This window comes from Streptomyces sp. NPDC001980 (assembly GCF_040296885.1).
Taxonomy (GTDB): domain Bacteria; phylum Actinomycetota; class Actinomycetes; order Streptomycetales; family Streptomycetaceae; genus Streptomyces.
This window is the reverse complement of record NZ_JBEOYD010000003.1, coordinates 124,653-142,465: the sequence shown is the minus strand read 5'-3', so window position 1 is coordinate 142,465 and position 17,813 is coordinate 124,653. Positions and strand designations below refer to the sequence as shown.

Below are 17,813 nucleotides of genomic sequence, written 5' to 3'. Positions count from 1 at the left end.
AAGTTGGAGCAGGAAGTTGAGGCCGGAAGTACCTGCCGGCTCACCCGAGGGCGGCCAGCACCTCCTTCGCCACCCGCTCGCCCGACCGCACCGCCCCGTCCATGAACCCGGTCCAGAACGTCGAGGTCTCCGTCCCGGCCCAGTGGATCCCGCCCGCCGGCTCGCGCAGCGCGGCTCCGTACTCGGTCAGCACCCCGGGCGGCGCGTAGGCCACCGGACCGCCCCGCGAGAAGCCCTCATTGTCCCAGCGTTGCAGCACGAAGGAGGTGGGGGATTTGGCCTTGTCCCCGAAGTAGTTGGCGTAGTCGGCCAGAACGGCGGCCTTGACGTCGGCCTCGCCCGCCGCGTCGTACGCCCGCATCTCGTCGGCCTCGATGAAGCCCATCAGGGCGCCGTAGGAGGCGTCCGGCGGGGAGTTGTCGAAGGTCGAGCGGACCACTCCGGAGCCGCTGACCGCCTGCCCGTTGAGGCCGTCGGCCCGCCAGAACGGGGTGTCGTAGACCGCGACGGCCTTGCCGATCGAGCCCATCGGCATCCGCTGGGTGAGCTGGTCGCGGGCGGCCGGGAGGAGGGGGTCGTAGCTGATCCGGGCGGCCAGCGGGGGCGGCAGGGCGACGACCACCCGGGTGGCGTTGACCGTGATGCCGTCGGCCGTGACGACGTACGAACCGCCGGACTTGGCGATGGACCGCACCGGCGCGCTCAGCACCACCCGGTCGCCGAGGGTCGCGGCCAGCTTGATCGGGACCTGCTGGGAACCGCCGACGAAACGGGACTCCTGGGCACCGCCCGCGGTGTCGGTGAGGCGTTCCAGGGTGCCGGCGTTGGACTCGTCGCCGGCGGCGGCGATGTAGTAGAGGACGTAGAGCAGGGAGAGTTCGCGGGGCTGGGCCGAGAAGATCGACGTGCAGGCCAGGTCCAGCAGGAACTTGGCGGAGGGCACGATCGCGTTGGCGTTCAGCCAGCTCTCGAAGGTCTGCTTGTCCCACTCGGCGGCCTTGGCGGCGGTCCAGGGCGCGTCCACCGGGACCTGCGCGGCCATGCTGTCCAGCTCCGACTGCACGATCGCCGCGTTGGCGAGTCCCGCCGCGTCCACCGGCGGGACCGAGCCGAGCAGGCCGCTGGTGTCGTACGGGGTGCGCTTGCCGTCCTTGTAGAGGAGGTTGTTCCCCGTGTTGTACGTGGTGAAGGTGGCCACGCCCAGGGAGTCGGCGAGGGCCTTGATGCGGTTCTGGGTGGGGCCGATGAACTCGCCGCCGCCCTCGGTGAAGCCGCCGTTCGCCAGCTTGAGGTTCACCACCCGGCCGCCGACCCGGTCCCGGGCCTCCAGGACGGCCACCGTCCTGCCGCCGGCCACCAGGTCGCGGGCCGCGGTGAGCCCGGCGATGCCGCCGCCGACGATCGCGACGTCGACGGTCCGGGAGGCGGCGGCCGAGGCCGTGCCCGCGGAGACCGCGGTGAGGCCGACGGCCCCGGCGGCGGCACCGCCGAGGAGGGAGCGGCGGGAGAGGCGGGAGGAGGGCTGGGGGGAGGGCCGAGGGGAAAGCCGTCTTTCGCGTGCCACGTGCGTCCTCCGTGCTGGGCGAGAGGGTGGGACCGGAAAGTTGAGCAGGGCTCACATTCTGGTCCCGGGCGCGGGCGTGATGCTACCGCCGGTAACAAACAGCATCCGTCGCATGCGTCACATGGGCAACGGGGTTGATATGTAAGGAGGTTGAGGCTATCCACGCCGCCCGCGGCCGCTCGGTGGACGCCGCCCACGGCCGCTCGGCGTACACCGCCCGCGGCGATGCGGTCTACGCCGTCGGCTGCTGCTCGGACCGGGTCGGCTTCTGCCGTTTGCCGGTCGTCTTCGCGGCCGCTCTGGCCGCCGTCCTGGCGACCGCCTTCGCGATCTTCTCCGCGTCGATGGCCATCTCGCGGATGTTGCCGCTGATGGGATTGGTGTAGCCGGTGAAGTAGAGGCCGGGGGCGTTCTTCGGGGTGCGGGGGCCGTGGGTGACCGGGCGGCCGCGGTCGTCGAGCACGCCGAGGTGGCCGACCAGGCCCTCCAGGGCGCGGACGTATCCGGTCGCGGCGATCACCGCGTCGGGGGAGACGCCGGTGCCGTCGGCGAGGACGACCTTGCCGTCCTCGAAACCGTCGACGGCGGCCACGATCTCGACCTTCCCCTGGCGCACCGCGTCGATGAGGCCGACGTCCAGGATCGGGATGGCGCCCTGCTTCACCCGGCTGTACAGGCCGCTGTCGGGGCGGGGCAGGCCGTGCGCGGCCAGGTCGGGCACGCTGACCTTGGCCATCGTGCGGGCCAGCCGGTCGACGAAGGCCGTCGGGAGCCGTCGTACCAGGATCGAGTTGTACTGGGCCGCCCAGCCGGCGGTGGAGCGGCGCACGATGTGCGGGACCGTGCGGACGGCCAGCCGCACCCGGGAGGCGCCGCCCTCGGTCAGGTCCACGGCGATCTCGGCGCCGGTGTTGCCGGGGCCGACGACGAGGACGTCCCGGCCGGCGAAGGGCTCGGCGTTGCGGTACGCGCCGGCGTGCAGGAACTCGCCGCCGAAGCCGTCCCGGCCCGGCCAGTCGGGGATGCGCGGGGTGTGGTTGAAGCCGGTGGCGATCACCACCGCGGAGCCGGTCAGCTCCCGCCCGCCGGAGGCGTGCAGCAGCCAGCCGTCGCCGTCGGGCGAGCGTTCCACGCGGGAGACCTCGACGCCGGTGACGATCTCCAGCTCGTGGTGCTCGGCGTACTTCTCCAGGTAGCGCACCACGTCCGCACGGGAGACCCAGCGGCCGAAGCGGCGCGGCATGGGCAGCCCGGGGAGCGCGGACAGGCGCCGCGTGGTGTGAAGGTGGAGACGGTCGTAGTGGCGGCGCCAGGACGCGCCGACGTCGTCCGACTTCTCCAGGACCACGGCACGGATGCCCCGGGCCCGCAGCGCGTACGCGGCGGCGAGCCCTCCGGGGCCTGCGCCGATGACGTAGACGGGCGATGCGGTGGGGGGGAACACGGCCATGAGCGCGAGCGTAATCACGCTTCACGTTGATGGGTCTCGGTCAAGACCGGAATTGGTTGCGGATTGATCACACCCGTAGGGGAAGTGGGTAGGACTTGTGACGTAGCCCACCTCATCTGTCGGAAGCGGGACCGAATCCGTTGTAAGCCGGCCGGAAAAGCGAAAGGCCCGTGACGTCGGGCCCCGGTGCGCTGGGGCCCGACGTCACGGGTGGGCGGTGTCCTTAGACAGACGGGAAAGGAACACCGCGTTCGGGGAGGCTATCGCGGCTTCGAGAGCGCCATCACGATTGTGAGAGCTTCTTACTTCCGCGGGGGCCTGTCAGTTCCGCGGGGACCAGTCGGTTCCGCGGCAGCCCGTCAATTCCGCTTGCCCTTCTTGCCCTTGCCGTAGCCCGTCACCGTGGCGATCCAGGTGATGAAGTCGGCCGGGTCGGTGTTGGCGCCGTGGCCCTCGTCCCAGTAGTAGAGGTGGTTGACGTCGTCGCCGAGGTTGTCCAGGCGGGCCGCCAGGTTCGCGGAGATGACGTGCGAGGTGTCGGAGTCGCTGGTGCCGAGGCGGATCCACCAGTGCTTGGAGCGTCGGTCGTTGACCTTCTCCACCAGGTGGAACATCGGGTTCATCAGGTTCAGCTTCTCCGGGATGTCGGCGGCGACCCGCTTGGTGCTGAGGCCGGTGGAGTCATTCTTCGCGCCGTACGCCGTGAAGTGGCGGGTCTCGGTGGTACCCGCTCCGAATTCATTGTTCTCGCCGGCCGACAGGTCGAAGGCGTCGAAGGCCGGGGTGTCCTTCTTGCGGGCGCCGACGTGGGTGAGGAAGTCGTCCCAGGTGAAAGTGGCCTTGCCATCGGAGAAGGTGATGAAGGTGTTCTTCGCCAGGTACGTCTCGCGGTCCGAGTCCGAGAGAGCGGCGAGGTACGTGGTGGCGGACGGCTGGAGGTACTGCTCGACCAGGTAGTCGTCGTAGTTGCGGGCGGTCAGCGGGCCGAAGCCGGCCAGACCGCGCAGCTTCAGGCCCGCCTGGTACTCGGCGAACCGGGCCTTCAGGTCCTTGGAGACGGACTGGTCGACCTGCTTGCCGGTGGAGAGGTCGTTGGTGCCCCAGTTCCACTCGTAGGCGCCGTCGGCGTGCTCCAGGTCGGTGATCGGGCACCAGGCGCCGACGGCGAAGACCGCGTCGGAGGCGTCGGCGGCGCCGAGCTCCTTCAGGTACTTGTCGTAGATCGGGCTGTCGCCGGACGCGCCGAGCAGCGAGGAGAGAGCGCCGCCCGCGCTCGTACCGGCGGAGACGATCCGCTCGGTGTCGCCGGGGATCAGGCCCTTGTTCGCCCTGATGTACCGGACGGCGGCCTTGAGGTCGACGATCGCGGCGGGGGCGGTGCCGTAGTACTCGCCGTCGGAGTTCTTGAGGGTACGGCCGCGGGCGCCGGGCTCGATCACGACGTACCCGGCGGCCAGCGCGAGCAGCTGGTTGCTGGAGGTGGCGCCACCGGTGGCGTTGGTGTTGCCGTTGGAGGCCGCGCTCGCGGAGGAGCTGGGCGCCGCGCCGCTCGGGGCCGCGCCGCTCGGCGGGGTGCCGCCCGCCGCGGAACCGCCGCCGCCGACCTCGGTGGCGTCGGCCACGGAGGCGGGCATGTAGCCGCCGATGGAGTTGGCGAGCAGGATCGGGGCGTTGGTCGGGTCGACCGTCGTGCCGTCGATCTCGACCGGGGCGCTGACGATCAGGGACTGGTAGGTGGCGTCCACCGGGTTGGCGACGTAGGTGATCGCCTTCCAGAAGTGGTATGTCACATTGTGCTCGGCGCCCTCGGTGTCCGTGATCGTCGTCGTCAGCTTCGCATACCCGTCCGGGTCGAACGTCAGGGAGTCCGCGGACGAGGAGGAGCTGCTCGACGCCTGCGCGCTGAGAGCGATACCGCCGACTGCCGCGACACCGGCCGTGGCGCCGATCCCCATGACCACGGTCCTGCGCTTCACTGCCCTGTGCTTCACCTTGCTGCCTCTCGTATGGGGCTCCTTGGCCTTGCGGTTGCGAACGTAATCTTCACCCGACAAAATCGTCAACAATTTCCCGGGATCTCACGGGGGACCCATAGGGCCACGGGAAATGCACAGGTTTTGCCCATCCGGGTCTAGGCTGCACTTCAGGATCTGACGTAACGTCAGATTCATGGACGCGACGAGTTCCGACGGCAGCTCCGACGCCAGTTCCGATGCCATACGCAGCGAGCGCCCGCGATACGACCACCCCGAACCGGACGCCTTCACCCGCCCCTACTGGGAGGCCGCGGCCGAGGGCCGGCTCCTGCTCCGCCGCTGCGGCTCCTGCGGCCGGGCCCACCACTACCCCCGGGAGTTCTGCCCGCACTGCTGGAGCGAGGATGTCAGCTGGGAGCGGGCGACCGGCCGCGCGACCCTGTACACCTGGTCCGTCGTCCACCGCAACGACCTCCCGCCGTTCGGCGACCGCGTCCCGTACGTGCCCGCCGTGGTCGACCTCGCGGAGGGCCCGCGCATGATGACGGAACTGGTGGCCGCCGACCTGCGGACCCTGCGCGCCGGACTGGAGCTGGAGATCGCCTTCCGGGAGGGGGCGCCGGTGTTCCGCCCGGCGCCGGCGCCGCACTGAGGCCGCGGGCCGGGCCGGGCAGGGAAACCCGCTGGGGTCTCGCCCGGCGCACGCGTTTGAATGGTCCCATGGCCCTCACCGACGAACAGCCCGCCGCCCCCGGCCCCGACGTCACCCCGCACGGTCACGGTCTGCGGCTCGACCGCTGGGACCCGGACGCGGAGGAGCAGGTCGAGGCGTGGCTGCGGGCCCGTACCGACCCGGACTTCCGCCGCTGGAACACCCCGCTCACCGTGGTGAGCGACCTCGCGGGTGCCCGTGCCGCGCTGGCCGGGCTTCGGAAGCAGGCGGCGGAGGGCACCTGTGCGCCGTTCCGGATCACGGACGCGGAGAGCGGTACGACCCTCGGCCACATCGGCATCAACATGATCGACCGCACGTTCCGGACGGCCCGGGTCGGCTACTGGGTGCTTCCCGAGGCCCGGGGCCGCCGGGTCGCCACTCGCGCCCTGGCCCTGGCGACGGACCGGGCCTTCGCCGAACTGCAACTCCACCGCCTGGAGCTGGGACACGCCCTCGGCCATGACGCGTCCTGCCGCATAGCCCGGACCTGCGGTTTCGCCTACGAGGGGACACTGCGCGGCGCGATGTTCGAGGCCGGCCGGCAGGACGCCTTCCGCGACGTACACCTGCACGCCCGCCTGGCCACGGACCCGAGCCCGGACCTGGACCGGGTCCCGGCGCGCGATTAATTCGGGTGCGGAGCACGGCGATCCGCCGGGACCATCGACCATGACTCCACAACCTCGGTCGTCCGACTGGCACTTCACCGACGACGTCGACGAATTCCTCGCCCGCGCCCGCGACTTCCTCCACTCCAGCCCGGACCTCTACACCGTTCACCTCACGGTGACGGCGCAGCTCCGGCGGCGGGGGCCTCGGGCGTACGGCGACGCCCCACCGTTCTTCGGGTTCCTGACCCGCGGCGACGGCAGCGTGGCCGCGGCCCTGCTCCACACGCCCCCGTACGCCCTGAACGTCACCCGCCTCACGGCCGACGAGACCGAGGCGCTGGCCGACCGCCTCCTCGCCCTCGGCCACCCGGTGTCCGCGATCTGCGCCGAGGGCGCCACGGCGGAGGCGTTCGTGGCGGCGTGGGAACGGCGGACGGGGGTGCCGGGAAAGCTGCACGAGCTGCAACGCCTCTACCGGCTGGCCGAGTTGACGCCCCCCTCGCCGGCGCCGGAGGGCCGGGCGAGGCCGGCCGACGCGTCCGACCGGGACCTGCTGATCCGCTGGTACGAGGGGTTCGTCGCCGACGCGGGCCTGCGGGCCGGCCGGGACGCGGCGGAGTGGGCCGACTTCCGGCTCTCGTACGGCGGCGTCACCCTCTGGGAGACCCCCGACGGCACCCCCGTCTCCATGGCCGGCGTGACCCTGGCGGTCGCCGGCCAGGTCCGGGTCGCGCCGGTCTACACCCCGCCGGAACTGCGCGGCCGCGGCTACGCCGGCGCGGTGACGACGGCGGTGGGCCGGGCGGCGCTGGCCGCGGGCGCCGCCGAGGTGCTGCTCTTCACGGACCTGGCGAACCCGACGAGCAACGCGCTCTACCAGCGGATCGGATACCGGGAAGTGGCCGACTGGGCGGTGTACCACTTCGGGGAGACGTCCTGAGCGCTCCGGTGGAAGTGCCGCGATCTTCGGTCTGCCGTCTGCCGTCTGCGGCGCCGTCGTGGCTGGTCGCGCCCGCGCGGCGGTAGCCGTATCTCGGATACAGCCCCGCGCCCCTTTGGGGCGCTGTAGAACCGTCCTCGCCTTGCGAGGCCCTCCGCAGAGGCACACGCTGGGAGGGAGGCATGCCGACCACCATATGGACCGAGCGCAGGTGGCTACGGAACCTGCGGGGATCCGCGGCCCGCGCAGGGAGCGGGTGCCCGATGAGGCTTGTCGTCGATCTCAACCGGTGCCAGGGATTCGCGCAGTGCGTCTTCCTCGCCCCGGACGTCTTCGCCCTGCACGGCGAGGAAGCGCTGCTGTTCTCCCCTCGCTTCGACGAGGAACACCGTGGCCGGGTGGAAGAGGCCGCTGCCGCCTGCCCCGTCCAGGCCATCCTGGTCGACTACTCCGACGAGCCGACGAGGCGGGTGGAGTCCCATGTCGGCTGACACGGACGTCGAGGTCCTGCGGCGCCAGGGCCGCATTGTCGTCGTCGGCGCCTCGCTGGCCGGTCTGCGCGCCGCGGAGACCCTGCGCGACCAGGGCTTCACCGGATCGCTGACCATGATCGGCGACGAGCCGTACGAACCCTACGACCGGCCGCCGCTGTCCAAGCAGGCGCTGCTCGGGCGGGCCCGGCCGGAGGACACCGCGCTGCCGCGGCGGCGCGACATCGACGCCGAATGGCGTCTGGGTGTCGCCGCCGAGGAACTGGACCGGGACGCCAAGCGGGTGATCCTGGCGAACGGCGACAGCGTCCCCTACGACCGCCTGCTGATCACCACCGGGACCAGGGCCCGGCCCTGGTTCCACCCGGAAGAGGCCGCGCTGGACGGGGTGTTCGTGCTGCGCACCCGGGACGACTCCGAGCGTCTGACCCGGAAGCTGGCCGGGGGTGTGTCCCGGGTGCTGGTGATCGGGGCCGGCTTCACGGGTTCCGAAGTCGCCTCCGCCTGCCGGGAGCTGGGCCTCGACGTGACGGTCGCCGAACGCGGCCCGGCACCGCTGGTGGGCGCGCTCGGCGGGGTGATCGGCGCGGTCGCGGACCGGCTGCAGCGCAAGCACGGCGTGGACCTGCGCTGCGGCATCAGCGTCACCGCCCTGGAAGGCGACGATGTGGGGCGGCTCAGGCGGGCCCATCTGTCCGACGGTTCGGCGATCGACGTGGAGGTGGCGGTCGTCTCGCTCGGTGCCATGCGGAACACGGACTGGCTCGCCGGCTCGGGGGTGGCCGCGGGGCCCCGGGGGATCGCCTGCGACGCCGGGTGCCGGGTGTTCGACGTCAACGGCATCGTCACCGACGACATCTACGCCGCCGGGGACGTCGCACGCAGCCCCCACCCGCTGTTCGACTACCAGTTCCTGGCGTTGGAGCACTGGGGCAACGCGGTCGAACAGGCCGAGATCGCGGCCCACAACATGATCTGCGCGGGCCCGGAGCGCCGTCCGCATCTGTGGCTGCCGATGTTCTGGTCCTCCCAGTTCGGCGTCAACATCAAGTCGGTGGGGGTGCCCTCGCTGGGCGACCAGCTGGTCGTCGCGCAGGGGGCGCTCACCGAGGAGCGGTTCGTCGCGGTGTACGGGTACCACGGCCGTTGCATTGCCGCGGTGGCCTTCGACGGGGCCAAGTGGCTGGGGTTCTACGAGGAGCAGATCGCGTCGGGTGCGCCCTTCCCGCCGGAGTACCGCACGGTCGACCGCCGGACCGCGACGCTGGAGCCGGTCGACCCTGCCTTCCCCGACCCCCATCTGCCCACCCACGGGGCCACGGTCACGCTGACGGGTCACTCACCGAGCGAACGGCGTGTCGAGTTCGTTCCGTCTCATGCCTGATCACCGGCCTTGTACCGCTCGGAGCCCCGAGGAGACGCCATGACGCCCGACCCCATCTCCGCGCAGATCACCGACTACGCCAACCGAGCCGATCCGTACCCGCTCTTCGCGGAGCTGCGCAAGACACCGGTCATACGGGAGGACGACGGCACCTACCTGGTCAGCACCTACCACGAGGTACGGAGCCTGGCCAACGACCCTCGGCTGAGCAACGACACGAGCAACCGCCCACCCGGCTACGTCCGCACCGGGCAGCCGGCGGAGGAGTCCGGCCTGCCGCCCAGCTTCATCTTCACCGACCCGCCCGTGCACGACCGGCTGCGCGACACCGTCAACCGGCCGTTCGGTCCCCCGCACAGCCCCCGGTTCCTCGACGGCCTGCGCGGGGAACTGTCCGACGTCGTCACCGAGTTGCTCGACGCCTTCGACGGCAAGGACCAGGTCGACATCGTCGAGGACTTCTCCTACCCCCTTCCCGTCACCGCCATCTGCCGGGTCCTGGGCGTGCCGCGCGAGGACGAACCGCGCTTCCACGGCTGGGCCGACGCCCTGGCGTCGTCACTCGATCCCGCATCCGGCGGCGACGACGCGCAGGAAGCGGCACAGCGGGCACGCCAGGACCTGGGCGCCTACCTGGCCGAGCTGATCGAGACCAGACGCCGCCACCCCGGCCTCGGGATCCTCAGCGCGCTCGCCCCCGACATGACACCGGCGGACCTGGAGGCCACCGCGGTGCTGCTCCTGGTCGCCGGCCACGAGACCACCGTCAACGCGATCACCAACACGACCCTCACCCTGCTGCGCCACCCCGACATCCTTGAGCGGTTCCAGAAGGAGCCGGGTCTGGCCGTCCCGCTCATCGAGGAGGTGCTGCGGTACGAGCCCCCGGTCCAGTTCGTCCCGTGGACCACTGCCCTGGCCGACATCGAGGTCGCCGGCACCACCATCCCCAAGGGCTCGCCGGTCTGGCTCATGCTGGCCGCGGCCAACCGCGACCCCGCGCGCTTCCACGACCCCGACCGGTTCGATCCCGACCGCAAGGACAACGAGCACCTGGGTTTCTACACCGGCATCCACTACTGCTTCGGCGCCCCGCTCGCCCGGATCGAACTCCACGCGGCCGTGCCCGAGTTGTTCAGGCGGGTCAAGTTCACCGGGCTCCTTGAGGACCCGCCGCCGTACCGCGCCAACGCGGTGCTGCGCGGCCCCCGCCACCTTCCCGTGGCGATCGAGGGCCTCGCGGCCTGAGCGTCGGCGCTCACGGCCACAGCAGCTCCCTGCGCCACCTCCCGTCCTCCTCCGCCACATACCGGAGCCGGACGTGCCGGCGGTCCGGGTCGCCCTGGAAGAACTCCGCCTCCTGCGGGCGCAGCCGGTAGAGGGTCCAGGTCGGGGAGGGGGCGGCCGGGTCGGCGCGGGCGCGTTCCCAGGCCGCGTCCGACTCCTCCCGCAGTTCCTCCTGCGAGGACAGGAGGCCGCTCTGGCGGCCGGTGAGGGCCGCCGCCAGGGCGCCCGTCGAGCGGGCGTGCAGGTCGGCCTGGCTCTCCTCCGAGGGGGCCGCGGTGACGGGACCGCGGAGCCGGACCTGACGGCCCAGCACCGGCCAGTAGAAGGCGAGGGCCGCGTACGGGCGGGCGCTCAGCTGGTGTCCCTTGCGGCTGGTCGCGTGCGACGCGAACGACCAGCCGTCTGCGTCCGCGCCGTGCAGCATCACGATCCGGACGTCCGCCCGGCCCTCCTCGTCCGACGTCGCCAGCGACACGGTGTGCGGCTCCGGCTGTCCGGCCGCCACCGCCTCCGCGAACCACGTGGTGAAGAGGGGGAGTGGTTCCGCCGGGGCCGCCGCCGGGTCGAACGGCCGTAGCTCCGTGGTCTCGGGGGGCCAGACGCGGAGCGACTTCAGGAGCGCGTGAAGATCCGTTGCTGCCATGTGCCGAGTATCACTCGGTACCTCCCGCACCCGTGCCATCAGCCACCTCGTGCGGCGGCCCCGGGGCCCCGCGGCCAAGCCCCGGGGCACAACCGAGCAAATCGCTGCGAACACCTGTGCCCCACCCGCACACTGTCCGGCATGAGGGGACCGAAGACCGTGAAAGTGGCCGTACGCCACGTAAGCGGCGATGCCGGACGGCGCCGGACACGGGCCGTCACCTGGGCCGCCCGCGACTTCCGGCTGGTGCGGCCGGCCGACGGGCGGGACCGGGTCGAGCTGGAGTGTCCCGTCTGCACGGCGGCCGTCCTCGCCGAGGTCGCCGACCACGCGCGCACCCGGCGGGTGCGGAACGTCTGGGCCGCCGTGTCGGTACTCTCCCTCCTCGTGTCCGTCGCCGCCCTGGGCTACGCCGTCCATGAGGGCGGCAGGGCCCTGCCCGCGGGACAGTCCCTGCCGGTCCTCTTCCCGGTCAGCGTGATCGTCGCCGTCGCCGGGCTCGTCATGACGCCCACGGCGTGGGTGCGCGGCCGCCACCACATCGGCGTCGTCCTGCTCGACGGCCCCGCCCCGCGCCGCGGCCACCGGATCGTGCCGGTACGCGGCTGAGCGCTCCGCTGGTTGTGCCGCGATGTGCCGTCAGTCGACTGGGCGCGTTCCGTCAGTGCCGGGCGAACTGGACCCCGGTGTGCTGCACCACGTCCGGGCGTACGGCGAGGGCCGGCACGGTGAGTTGCTCCCCGTAGATGTCGGTGAGGCGGATCTCGCCGCCGCAGCCGGTGCCCTGCTCGGAGAGGAAGTAGTTGTACCCGGTGCGGGTCAGCGCCAGCCAGCCGCCGCCGGTGCGGACCTCCAGGCGGGCCAGCGGGTTGCGGTGGCCGATCGCCTGGATGCCGCACCAGTACTGGGTGGAACCGGTCTTGTAGCGGATCGAGACCGTGTCGGAGACGGCCGGGCTCAGCAGGCTCCAGGTGATCGCGATCCGGCCCGCCGAGAGCGGCGCGAGCTTCGCGAACGCCTGCTGACTGAGGTCGAGTTGGCCGACCGCGCAGGGCGCCGGGCACTCGTTGGTGATCCGTACGGTGATGGACGTACCGCTCGCCGCGCGGACGGAGACGTACGCGCCACAGGCCTTCGCCGTCTCGTAGTCCGCGGTGTTCATCGCCGCGGTCATCACGTCGGAGGTCGGGCCGTAGGAGCAGGCGCCGTCGCCGTTGCCGACGTCGTAGGAGGTGGCGACGCCCTGGTAGGTGGTGCCGGGGCGGATCCGGCCGGCCGCGGGGGCAGTCGTGGTGGCGGCGGAGGCGGCGCGGTCCGTGCCGCTCGCCGGGCGCCGGGACGGGGTGGTGGACGGGGTCGCCGGTGCGGAGGCGGGCGGGGTGGTCCGCGCGCTCGCCGACGGTTTCGGTGCCGCGGTCGACGGTTTCGGTGACGTCGGGGTGGCCGGGTCCGCCGTCGGGCTAGGCGCGGCTTCGGACGCGGACACCGCACGGTCCTGCCCGGTGGCGCCGGCCGCGTCGCCGGGCCGGAAGGCCACGACCAGGGTCACGACCAGGGCGACGGCGGCCACGGCGGCCACCGCGAGCAGCGGGCCGCGGACCGGGCGCCACTCGAAGTCCCGGTCCGGCTGCGGACGGCGGCGATGTGAGGAGGAGGCCACGGAGGGATCCTTACGCGGTTCGGCGGTGCACGTCCTTCGAACGACTCGAAGCTTCCGGTACGGCAGTCGCCGCCGGAGCCCGAAAGGTTGCCGCCGCTCGTCGAGGAACTTGTCCTCCCGCTCACCCCCGCCCCAGCACCACCGTCCCCGACGAGCAGAACCAGCCCCCCGTCCCCGACGCCACCCCCAGCTCCGGCAGCCCCCCGTCCGCCCGCCGCACCTGCCGCTGCCCGGCCTCGCCGCGCAGTTGCCGTACCGCCTCCACGAGGAGGAACAGCCCGCGCATCCCGGGGTGTTGGGCCGACAGGCCGCCGCCGTCCGTGTTCACCGGAAGCTCCCCGCCCGCGACGCGCAGCCGCCCCTTCTCCACGAACGCCCCGCCCTCGCCCTTCGCGCAGAACCCGAGGTCCTCCAGGGTGACGAGGGTCATGTAGGTGAACGCGTCGTAGATCTCGGCGAAGTCGATGTCGGCGGGCACAACTCCGGCCCGCCGGAAGGCCAGTCGCCCGCTCACCGCCGCCGGGGACACCGTGAAGTCCTCCCACTCCGACATGGTGGCGTGGGAGAGGCACTCGCCCGTGCCGAGGACCCACACCGGGGCGGTCCGGCAGTCCCGTACGTACTCCTCGGCCGCCAGCAGGACCGCCGCGCCGCCGTCCGAGCGGATGCAGCAGTGCAGTTTGGTGAAGGGGTCGGCGATCATCGGTCCGGACAGGACCTCGTCGACCGTGATCGGGTCGCGGAACATGGCCTCCGGGTTCAGCGCCGCGTTGGCCCGGGCCTGGACCGCGACCTCGGCCAACTGCTCGATGGTGGTGCCGTGTTCGATCATGTGGCGGCGGGCGGCCATCGCGTACTTGGCGATGAGGGTGTGGCCGTAGGGGACCTCGAACTGCAGCGGGCCGCGGGCGCCGAAGGACAGGTTCCCGGTGCGCCGCCCCGCCCGGATGTCGGCGCGGGCCGTCGAGCCGTACACCAGCAGGACCGCGTTGGCGTGGCCCGCGGCGATCGCGTCCGCCGCGTGGGCCGCCATGACCTCCCAGGTCGAGCCGCCGACAGAGGTGGAGTCGGCCCAGGTGGGGCGCAGGCCCAGGTACTCGGCCACCTCCACCGGGGCCAGCGTGCCGAGGCCCGCCGACGCGAAGCCGTCCACCGTCTCCCGGGCGAGGCCCGCGTCGGCCAGCGCGCGCCGGGCCGCCTGGGCGTGCAGGGCGTAGGGGGTGGCCTCGTCCACCCGGCCGCAGTCGGAGAGGGCCACGCCGACCACGGCGACCTTGCGGGGTCCAGTCATGAATCTGACGGTACATCAGATACGCCGGACTCCGCCCCTGTGCATCTGCAGCCGACGCCCCTAGCATGACGGACCGTCAGATCGTCAGGAGGTCCGGTCATGGACGCCCGCTTCACCGACGAGCAGGACGAGATCCGGCGCGCCCTGCGTGAACTGCTCCACAAGCGCTGCGGCACGGAGGACGTGCGGGCCGCCGTCGACAGGCCCGAGGGGTACGACCCCGTCCTGTGGACCGCCCTCGGCGAACAGCTCGGCCTGCCCGGCCTCGCCCTCCCCGAGGCGTACGGCGGCGCCGGCTGCACGCGCACCGAAGTCGCCCTGGCGGCAGAGGAGCTGGGGCGGGCCCTGGCCCCCACCCCGTTCCTCGCCACCGCCGTGCTCGCCGCTCCGCTGCTGCTCGCCCTCGGCACCGACGCCCAGCGCGCCGAACTGCTGCCGAGGATCGCCGACGGCGGCCTCACCGCCGCCCTCGCCGTCCCCGGCACCCGGCTCGGCACCGCCCTCGCCCTCACCGGGCCGGGCGGCGCCGACTGGGCGGGCGGCGGGCGGGCCGGGGGTGTCCAGGCGCGGCACACGGCGGGCCGGTGGCGGCTGTACGGCGAGGCCGACCAGGTCCTCGACGGCCACAGCGCCGGACTGCTGCTCGTGCCCGCACACACCGGCGGGTACGCCCGCTCGCGCGTCCTCCTCTTCCTGGTGGCGGGCGACGCGGCCGGGGTCGTACGGACCCGGCGGACCAGCCTCGACGCCACCCGCGGCCAGGGCCGGGTGCAACTGCGCAATGTGGAGGCCGAGTTGCTGGGGCCCGACGAGGACACCGACGTCCGGGCCGCCCTCGCCGCCCTCGGCGACTTCGTGGCCGCAGTGCTCGCGGCCGAGGCGGTGGGGGCCGCCGACCGGGCGCTGGAGCGGACCGTGGAGTACGTGAAGCAGCGGGAGCAGTTCGGGCGGGCCATCGGGTCCTTCCAGGCGGTCAAGCACCGGCTGGCCGATGTGTACGTGGCGGTGCGGGCGGCCCGGTCGGCGGCCTACTACGCGGCCTGGGCGACCGTCCACGGGGAACCGGCCGGCGGGCTGGCGCTCGCGCAGGCGCTGGAGGCGCTGCGGACCGCCGCCGGGGAGGGGATCCAGCTGCACGGCGGGATCGGGTTCACCTGGGAGCACGAGGCGCACCTGTACTTCAAGCGGGCCGCCGGGGACGAGCTGCTGTTCGGGCCGGGGCACCGGCTGCGCGCGCACGCGGCCGAGGCGGCCGGGCTGTTCGCGGGACGGGAGGTGGCGGTGTGATCGGCGAACGGCTGGTACAGAAGGTGTCCGCCACCCGGGGGTTCGCCAGGGTGGCCCCGCACGTGGTCCCGGCCCTGGACCGGGCCGTGCACCGGCTCAGCCGCGGCCGGGTGCTGCTCAGCGCCCAGATGCTGCCGGGGGTGATCCTCACCTCCACCGGCGCGCGCAGCGGACAGCCCCGCCGTACGCCGCTGGCGTGCATGCCAGATGGGGACGGCTGGTTCCTCGTCGGCTCCAACTTCGGGCGCACCGGCCACCCCGCCTGGACGTACAACCTCCTCCACCGTCCCGACGCCGAGATCAGCTGGAAGGGCCACGACATCCTGGTCACCGCCCGCCTGCTGGAGGGGGCGGAACGGGCGGCCGCCTGGCAGCAACTGCTGGCGTTCTGGCCGCCCTACGCCGCCTACCAGGAACGGGTGGACCGGGAGATACGGATCTTCCGCCTGACCCGCCGGTAAAGCGTCCCGCTGGAAGTGCCGCGATCTGCCGCCTGCCGACTGCGGCGCCGTCGTGGCTGGTCGCGCAGTTCCCCGCGCCCCTTCGGGGCGCTCCCGAACCGCTGTCGGCCGCTACGCCGCGAACGTCCGCGCCTGGAAAGAAGCCGCAGGCAAAGCGCCCCCTAAGGGGCGCGGGGAACTGCGCGACCAGCCCCCACGCGCCCGCGGCCGAACCGCTGCCGGCGGCTGACCCCGGCGGGGGATGCCGTACGGCCGTCGGTGTTCACGTCGGGGCGTTCCGCGGAGCGGCACACGCGCTCCCCCGGGGTGCGACCTGAGGCTGGAATGACGCGTTGAGCATTCGCATTCCCGCCTCCGAAAGGCCGACGAATGACCACACGTGAACCGCACGGGTCCCAGCGGCCCGGCAGATCCCCCGCCCGCCGGCTGCGGCTCGCGGCCTGCCTCGTGAGCGCCGTGACGGTGACGGTCTCCGCGCTCGCCGCGCAGCCGGCCGGCGCCGAGGCCGGCGGCCGGGCGTCCGGGCCCGGCTGCGCCGACCTCGCTCGGACGGTCCTCGCCGACTCCCACGTCAAGAGCATCAGCTCCGAGGTCGTGCCCGCCTCCGGGACGCTCCCGGCGTACTGCCAGGTCGACCTGGTGCCCACCCGGGCCATCAACGTCCGCGTCACCCTCCCGCTCAGCACCGCCGACGCCGGTACCGGCGGCACCTACACGGGCGCCTGGAACGGCCGCGTCCTCAACACGGGCGGCGGCGGGTACGCCGGCAACCTCGGCGACCTCAGCCTGGCGGTCCAGCGCGGCGAGGTCGGCTCGACCACCGACACCGGCCACAGCTCCGCCTGGTGCGACGCGACCGACCCGAAGACCGGCCAGGCCAACGCCCAGCCCGGCTGCGGCGAGGCCGGCGGCGGCTTCGTGCTGTCCCCCTCGGGCAAGCTGAACACCCGGCAGGTCGACGACTTCATCGACCGCAGCCTGCACGAGCAGACGGTCTGGGCGCTCTCCCTCGCGAAGAGCTACTACGGCCGGGCCGCCCAGCGGAACTACTGGGTCGGCGGCTCCACCGGCGGCCGGCAGGGCTGGGAGATGGCCCAGAAGTACGGCGACGAGTACGACGGCTTCCTGCTCGGCTACCCGGCGGTCAACTGGAACCGGTTCATCATCGGCGAGGCCTGGCCCGCGGTCGTCGTCAACGAACTCCTCGGCCCCGGCGGCCTGTCACCCGCCAAGAGCGACGCCGCGAACGCCGCCGCCGTCGCAGCCTGCGACCCCGAGGACGGCGTCACCGACGGGGTCATCGCCGACCCCCGCCGCTGCACCTTCGACGCGCGCGAGGTCAAGGGCCTCACCGCCGCCGAGGCCGAGGCGATCGATCTCATCTGGGACGGTCCGCGCGACGCCGACGGCAACCGGCTGTGGGGCGGCATCACCCGGGGCACCACCTTCGCGGTCCTGCTGCCCGGCGGGAACACCATGAGCCCGCTGATCGAGACCTACGTCCGCAACTGGCTGGAGCAGGATCCGGCCTACGACTGGCGCAAGAACCTGACCATGGAGAACTTCCCGCGGTTCTTCGAGGCGTCGTACCGCAAGTTCGAGAAGACCGCGGCCACCGACAGCACCGACCTGTCCAAGGTCCGGAAGAACAACGGCAAGATCCTCTACTACGCGGGGACCAACGACCCCCTGATCGTGCCGTTCAACTCCTACAACTACCAGCAGCGCCTGTTCGACCGTTACGGCGTCCAGGGCACCCGCTCCTTCGTCCGCACCTTCTACTTCCCGGGCGTCGGCCACACCGAGCCGAACCTCAGCGGCACCACCGACGCGCGCTCGCAGCTCCTGGACGCCCTGGAGGCGTGGACCGAGCACGGCAGCGCCCCCGAGTCCTTCGACCAGAAGGGCCCCGTCCCCGGCACCGAGCGCACGGTCTGCGCCTACCCGGACACCGCCACCGCCCCCGGCGCGGGCGCCTCCTGCAAGACCAGGACGAGCGTGCCTGCCGACCTGGCCGCCCAGTCGACCACCGTCCTGGACCGCCGCTGAGAAG

16 protein-coding genes are annotated in these 17,813 nt (G+C 72.6%); 10 read left to right on the top strand and 6 right to left on the bottom strand.

The window, feature by feature from the left end:
• Positions 1–40 precede the first annotated feature (40 nt).
• The 3 genes from ABT137_RS05270 to ABT137_RS05260 form a co-directional block, all read right to left on the bottom strand.
• Complete coding sequence (locus tag ABT137_RS05270) at positions 41–1,564, bottom strand: flavin monoamine oxidase family protein (protein WP_351702744.1); 1,524 nt, start codon at positions 1,562–1,564, stop codon at positions 41–43.
• Between the two features lie 232 nt (positions 1,565–1,796).
• Positions 1,797–3,014 carry a flavin-containing monooxygenase gene (locus tag ABT137_RS05265; RefSeq protein WP_351702741.1) on the bottom strand — a complete coding sequence of 406 codons (1,218 nt, stop codon included), beginning with the start codon at positions 3,012–3,014 and terminating at the stop codon, positions 1,797–1,799.
• Positions 3,015–3,373: 359 nt separating this feature from the next.
• Positions 3,374–4,969, bottom strand: a complete 1,596-nt coding sequence (locus tag ABT137_RS05260) for a subtype B tannase (protein WP_351703588.1) — start codon at positions 4,967–4,969, stop codon at positions 3,374–3,376.
• Between the two features lie 214 nt (positions 4,970–5,183).
• Here ABT137_RS05260 and ABT137_RS05255 point away from each other — a divergent pair, with 214 nt between their 5' ends.
• The 6 genes from ABT137_RS05255 (at position 5,184) to ABT137_RS05230 (ending at position 10,379) form a co-directional block, all read left to right on the top strand.
• Positions 5,184–5,642 (top strand): Zn-ribbon domain-containing OB-fold protein, encoded by a 459-nt coding sequence (locus ABT137_RS05255; RefSeq protein ID WP_351702738.1) that lies wholly within the window; start codon positions 5,184–5,186, stop codon positions 5,640–5,642.
• 68 nt (positions 5,643–5,710) lie between these two features.
• On the top strand, positions 5,711–6,334 hold the full coding sequence (locus ABT137_RS05250) for a GNAT family N-acetyltransferase (RefSeq protein WP_351702735.1): 624 nt from the start codon (positions 5,711–5,713) through the stop codon (positions 6,332–6,334).
• A gap of 40 nt (positions 6,335–6,374) precedes the next feature.
• A complete protein-coding gene (locus ABT137_RS05245) occupies positions 6,375–7,256 on the top strand; it encodes a GNAT family N-acetyltransferase (RefSeq protein ID WP_351702732.1) in 882 nt (293 codons plus the stop codon).
• Positions 7,257–7,519: 263 nt separating this feature from the next.
• On the top strand, positions 7,520–7,747 hold the full coding sequence (locus ABT137_RS05240; protein ID WP_351702729.1) for a ferredoxin: 228 nt from the start codon (positions 7,520–7,522) through the stop codon (positions 7,745–7,747).
• Positions 7,737–9,131: an NAD(P)/FAD-dependent oxidoreductase gene (locus ABT137_RS05235; protein ID WP_351702726.1), complete on the top strand. Its 1,395-nt coding sequence runs from the start codon at positions 7,737–7,739 to the stop codon at positions 9,129–9,131. The genes ABT137_RS05240 and ABT137_RS05235 overlap by 11 nt, the downstream gene beginning before the upstream one ends.
• 39 nt (positions 9,132–9,170) lie before the next feature.
• Complete coding sequence (locus tag ABT137_RS05230; RefSeq protein WP_351702723.1) at positions 9,171–10,379, top strand: cytochrome P450; 1,209 nt, start codon at positions 9,171–9,173, stop codon at positions 10,377–10,379.
• A 10-nt stretch (positions 10,380–10,389) separates the two neighbouring features.
• Here the strand turns inward: ABT137_RS05230 and ABT137_RS05225 are convergent, their stop codons facing one another.
• Entirely contained in the window at positions 10,390–11,061 is a 672-nt protein-coding gene (locus ABT137_RS05225; protein WP_351702720.1) for a pyridoxine/pyridoxamine 5'-phosphate oxidase, read from the bottom strand.
• A 141-nt stretch (positions 11,062–11,202) separates the two neighbouring features.
• Between ABT137_RS05225 and ABT137_RS05220 the strand changes: the two genes are divergently transcribed.
• Entirely contained in the window at positions 11,203–11,670 is a 468-nt protein-coding gene (locus tag ABT137_RS05220; RefSeq protein WP_351702717.1) for a hypothetical protein, read from the top strand.
• A gap of 52 nt (positions 11,671–11,722) precedes the next feature.
• On the opposite strand, the gene ABT137_RS05215 is transcribed toward ABT137_RS05220, so the two are convergent.
• Positions 11,723–12,721: an expansin EXLX1 family cellulose-binding protein gene (locus tag ABT137_RS05215; RefSeq protein WP_351702714.1), complete on the bottom strand. Its 999-nt coding sequence runs from the start codon at positions 12,719–12,721 to the stop codon at positions 11,723–11,725.
• Between the two features lie 121 nt (positions 12,722–12,842).
• Complete coding sequence (locus tag ABT137_RS05210; RefSeq protein ID WP_351702712.1) at positions 12,843–14,012, bottom strand: thiolase C-terminal domain-containing protein; 1,170 nt, start codon at positions 14,010–14,012, stop codon at positions 12,843–12,845.
• Between the two features lie 99 nt (positions 14,013–14,111).
• Here ABT137_RS05210 and ABT137_RS05205 point away from each other — a divergent pair, with 99 nt between their 5' ends.
• The 3 genes from ABT137_RS05205 (at position 14,112) to ABT137_RS05195 (ending at position 17,809) form a co-directional block, all read left to right on the top strand.
• A complete protein-coding gene (locus tag ABT137_RS05205) occupies positions 14,112–15,299 on the top strand; it encodes an acyl-CoA dehydrogenase family protein (RefSeq protein WP_351702709.1) in 1,188 nt (395 codons plus the stop codon).
• Positions 15,296–15,760 carry a nitroreductase family deazaflavin-dependent oxidoreductase gene (locus ABT137_RS05200; RefSeq protein ID WP_351702707.1) on the top strand — a complete coding sequence of 155 codons (465 nt, stop codon included), beginning with the start codon at positions 15,296–15,298 and terminating at the stop codon, positions 15,758–15,760. The genes ABT137_RS05205 and ABT137_RS05200 overlap by 4 nt, the downstream gene beginning before the upstream one ends.
• 369 nt (positions 15,761–16,129) lie before the next feature.
• Positions 16,130–17,809, top strand: a complete 1,680-nt coding sequence (locus ABT137_RS05195; protein ID WP_351702704.1) for a tannase/feruloyl esterase family alpha/beta hydrolase — start codon at positions 16,130–16,132, stop codon at positions 17,807–17,809.
• The last annotated feature ends 4 nt before the right edge of the window (positions 17,810–17,813 follow it).

Coding starts and splice junctions, on each gene's coding strand:
- ABT137_RS05265 (WP_351702741.1), bottom strand. CDS start 3,014: ATGGCCGTGTTCCCCCCCACCGCATCGCCCGTCTACGTCATCGGCGCA.
- ABT137_RS05260 (WP_351703588.1), bottom strand. CDS start 4,969: ATGGGGATCGGCGCCACGGCCGGTGTCGCGGCAGTCGGCGGTATCGCT.
- ABT137_RS05255 (WP_351702738.1), top strand. CDS start 5,184: ATGGACGCGACGAGTTCCGACGGCAGCTCCGACGCCAGTTCCGATGCC.
- ABT137_RS05250 (WP_351702735.1), top strand. CDS start 5,711: ATGGCCCTCACCGACGAACAGCCCGCCGCCCCCGGCCCCGACGTCACC.
- ABT137_RS05245 (WP_351702732.1), top strand. CDS start 6,375: ATGACTCCACAACCTCGGTCGTCCGACTGGCACTTCACCGACGACGTC.
- ABT137_RS05240 (WP_351702729.1), top strand. CDS start 7,520: ATGAGGCTTGTCGTCGATCTCAACCGGTGCCAGGGATTCGCGCAGTGC.
- ABT137_RS05235 (WP_351702726.1), top strand. CDS start 7,737: ATGTCGGCTGACACGGACGTCGAGGTCCTGCGGCGCCAGGGCCGCATT.
- ABT137_RS05230 (WP_351702723.1), top strand. CDS start 9,171: ATGACGCCCGACCCCATCTCCGCGCAGATCACCGACTACGCCAACCGA.
- ABT137_RS05225 (WP_351702720.1), bottom strand. CDS start 11,061: ATGGCAGCAACGGATCTTCACGCGCTCCTGAAGTCGCTCCGCGTCTGG.
- ABT137_RS05220 (WP_351702717.1), top strand. CDS start 11,203: ATGAGGGGACCGAAGACCGTGAAAGTGGCCGTACGCCACGTAAGCGGC.
- ABT137_RS05210 (WP_351702712.1), bottom strand. CDS start 14,012: ATGACTGGACCCCGCAAGGTCGCCGTGGTCGGCGTGGCCCTCTCCGAC.
- ABT137_RS05205 (WP_351702709.1), top strand. CDS start 14,112: ATGGACGCCCGCTTCACCGACGAGCAGGACGAGATCCGGCGCGCCCTG.
- ABT137_RS05195 (WP_351702704.1), top strand. CDS start 16,130: ATGACCACACGTGAACCGCACGGGTCCCAGCGGCCCGGCAGATCCCCC.